This is a genomic window from Rhizobacter sp. (genome assembly GCF_031412075.1).
Classification (GTDB): Bacteria; Pseudomonadota; Gammaproteobacteria; order Burkholderiales; family Burkholderiaceae_C; genus Rhizobacter.
Map to the genome: position 1 here is coordinate 1 of NZ_JANOCG010000487.1, position 3,087 is coordinate 3,087.

A 3,087-nucleotide genomic window follows, 5' to 3' on the forward strand; every position below is an offset into this window, starting at 1 on the left:
CTGCACGACATGCTCGGCAAGGAGTTCATCACCGTGTACTCCGAGGTCAAGGAAATCGAGCACGACGAGTTCATGAAGGTCATTTCGCCGTGGGAGCGCGAGCACCTGCTGCTGCATGTATAGAAAGCATGCCGCTGCTGCTCCGTTCGGGCTGAGCCTGTCGAAGCCGGCATGGTGCACGGCGCACCCTTCGACAGGCTCAGGGCGAACGGACACTCCCCAACCATCATGAACACAAGAACCACCCAAGACTGGCAAGCCGCCGACGCGGCGCACTACCTCCACCCCTTCACCGATTTCAAGTCGCTTGCCAAGAAAGGCTCGCGCGTCATCACCAAGGCCGACAACATCTACCTCTGGGACAGCGAGGGCCACAAGATCCTCGATGCGATGTCGGGCCTGTGGTGCGTGAACGTCGGTTACGGCCAGCAGGCGTTGATCGACGCGGCCACGAACCAGCTCAAGACCCTGCCCTTCTACAACTCCTTCTTCCAGACCGCCACGCCACCGGCGATCGAGCTGGCCGAGCTGCTGGCACAGGTCACCCCGCCGCAGTTCAAGCACGTGTTCTTCGCCGGTTCGGGCTCGGAGGCCAACGACACCATCGTGCGCATGGTGCGCCGCTACTGGGACTTGCAAGGCCAGCCGCAGCGGAGCGTGATCATCATCCGCCACAACGCGTACCACTTCTCCACCATGGCAGGTGCATCGCTCGGCGGCATGAGCGGCATGCACGAACAAGGTGGGCTGCCCATCCCTGGCATCGTGCACATCGAACAACCGTTCTGGTTCGAGAGCGACCGCACCTTGAGCCGAGACGAGTTCGGTCTCAAGGCGGCGCGTGCGCTCGAAGCCAAGATCCTCGAGCTCGGCGCCGACAAGGTGGCCGCCTTCATCGGCGAGCCGATCCAGGGTGCCGGCGGCGTGATCGTGCCGCCTGCCACCTACTGGCCCGAGATCCAGCGCATCTGCGACAAGCACGGCATCCTGCTCATCGCCGACGAGGTCATCACCGGTTTTGGCCGCACCGGCAACTGGTTCGGCTGTGAAACCCTCGGCTTCAAGCCTGACCTGATGACCTTCGCCAAGGGCGTGAGCTCGGGCTACATCCCGCTTGGCGGCGTGATGGTGGGCGAGCGTGTCGCGCGTGTGCTCATCGACAAGGGCGGCGAGTTCAACCACGGCTACACCTACTCCGGCCACCCGGTGGCCTGCGCCGTGGCCGTGGCCAACATCAAGTTCATCCAGCGTGAACGTCTGGTGGAGCGAGTGCGCGAAGAACTCGGCCCCTACCTCGCCAAGAAGTTTGCCGAGCTGGGCGAACACCCCTTGATCGGCGAGGCCCAGACCTGCGGCCTGATGGGCGCATTGCAGATCGTCAAGAACAAGGCCACGCTCGAAACCTTCGACAGCGAGCTTGCTGTAGGCATGCTCTGCCGGGCCCACTGCTTCGGCAACGGCCTGATCATGCGCGCGGTCGGCGACCGCATGATCATTGCGCCGCCGCTGGTCATGACACTCGCCCAGATCGACGAGATGGCGGCGCTCATCCGCAAGTGTCTCGATTTGACACAAGCAGAGCTGAAGCAAAATGGCTGGCTGTAGAAATGACGCGTGTGGCACGGGGTTTGCCTGTACAGCCGAGGCACAACGCGCTGCCTAGACTGGCGCAGTTTGATCGAGGTCTCAACATGAAGGAGAAGGCAATGAAGCAGGTGTTCGGCGCTCTGGGTTTGGCTCTTTCCGCAACCGCTGTTCTGTGGGCAGCGCCTGCGGCGGCCCAGGAAGAAGAAAAGGTTCTGAACATCTACAACTGGTCGGACTACATCGCTGAAGACACGATCAAGAACTTCGAAAAAGAGACCGGCATCAAGGTCCGGTACGACAACTTCGACAACAACGAGATCGTCCACGCCAAGCTGGTGGCCGGCAAGACGGGCTATGACATCGTCGTCCCCTCGTCGCACTGGGCCAAGCTGCAGGTTGACGGCGGCCTACTGCGCAAGATCGACCGCGCGCAAGTGCCCAACTACAAGAACCTCGACCCCGACGTGCAGGCCCAGCTCGCCAAGCTCGACCCGGGCAACCAGTACATGGTCAACTGGTTGTGGGGCTACACCACGGTCGGCATCAACGTCGACAAGGTGAAGGCGGCGCTCGGCAGCACCCCCATGCCCGACAACGCTTGGGACCTGGTCTTCAAGCCCGAGTACATCAGCAAGCTCAAGAGCTGCGGCGTGTCCTTCCTCGACTCTCCCACCGAAGTGGTGCCTGCCGCCTTGTACTACCTGGGCAAGCCGGCTTACAGCAAGACCGCGTCTGACTACACCGCCGCGTCCAACCTGCTCAAGAGCATCCGCCCGCATGTCACCTTGTTCAGCTCGTCGGGCTACATCAACGACATGGCCAGCGGCTCCATCTGCCTGGCGCTCGGCTGGTCGGGTGACATCAACATCGCCCGCCAGCGCGCCATCGACGGCAAGACCGGCCAGAAGATCGAAGCCTTGCTGCCCAAGACCGGCGGCCTGCTGTTCTTCGACGTGATGGTCATCCCGACCGACGCGGCGCACCCAAACAATGCGCACAAGTTCATCAACTACATGCTTCGCCCCGAGGTGAGTGCGGCCCTCACCAACAAGGTGTTCTACGCCAACGCCAACAAGGAGTCGAAGAAGCTCATCAAGCCCGAAGTGGCGAACAACCCGACCGTGTTCCCGCCCGAGGCCGAGATGAAGAAGATGTCGGCGCCTGACGCGATTGCCAACGACCTGCGTCGCCTGATGACGCGCACCTACACCTCGTTCAAGACCGGGCTGTGATGCAGAAAGAGATGAGCGCGGCGACGATGCCGACGACTGCAAACGCTTCCGCATTTCTCCAGATCTGCGACGTCGTCAAGGATTTCAGCGGCTACAAGGCCGTCAACAACGTCAGCATCGACATCGCCAAGGGAGAGATCTTCGCCCTGCTCGGCTCCTCGGGCTGCGGCAAGACCACGCTCCTGCGCATGCTGGCCGGCTTCGAGACGCCGACCTCGGGCAAGATCATCCTCAACGGGCAAGACCTCGCGGGGCTCTCGCCCTACGA

At 62.2% G+C, this 3,087-nt stretch carries 3 protein-coding genes; all 3 read left to right on the top strand.

The features are described from left to right. Positions 1-228 precede the first annotated feature (228 nt). Positions 229-1,605: an aspartate aminotransferase family protein gene (locus tag RMO40_RS18160; protein WP_309724419.1), complete on the top strand. Its 1,377-nt coding sequence runs from the start codon at positions 229-231 to the stop codon at positions 1,603-1,605. Between the two features lie 86 nt (positions 1,606-1,691). Then, a complete protein-coding gene (locus RMO40_RS18165; RefSeq protein WP_309724420.1) occupies positions 1,692-2,819 on the top strand; it encodes an extracellular solute-binding protein in 1,128 nt (375 codons plus the stop codon). Positions 2,820-2,845: 26 nt separating this feature from the next. Then, positions 2,846-3,087 (top strand): ATP-binding cassette domain-containing protein (locus RMO40_RS18170; RefSeq protein ID WP_309724421.1); only part of this gene is annotated, 242 nt, incomplete at its 3' end.

Coding starts and splice junctions, on each gene's coding strand:
- RMO40_RS18165 (WP_309724420.1), top strand. CDS start 1,692: ATGAAGGAGAAGGCAATGAAGCAGGTGTTCGGCGCTCTGGGTTTGGCT.
- RMO40_RS18160 (WP_309724419.1), top strand. CDS start 229: ATGAACACAAGAACCACCCAAGACTGGCAAGCCGCCGACGCGGCGCAC.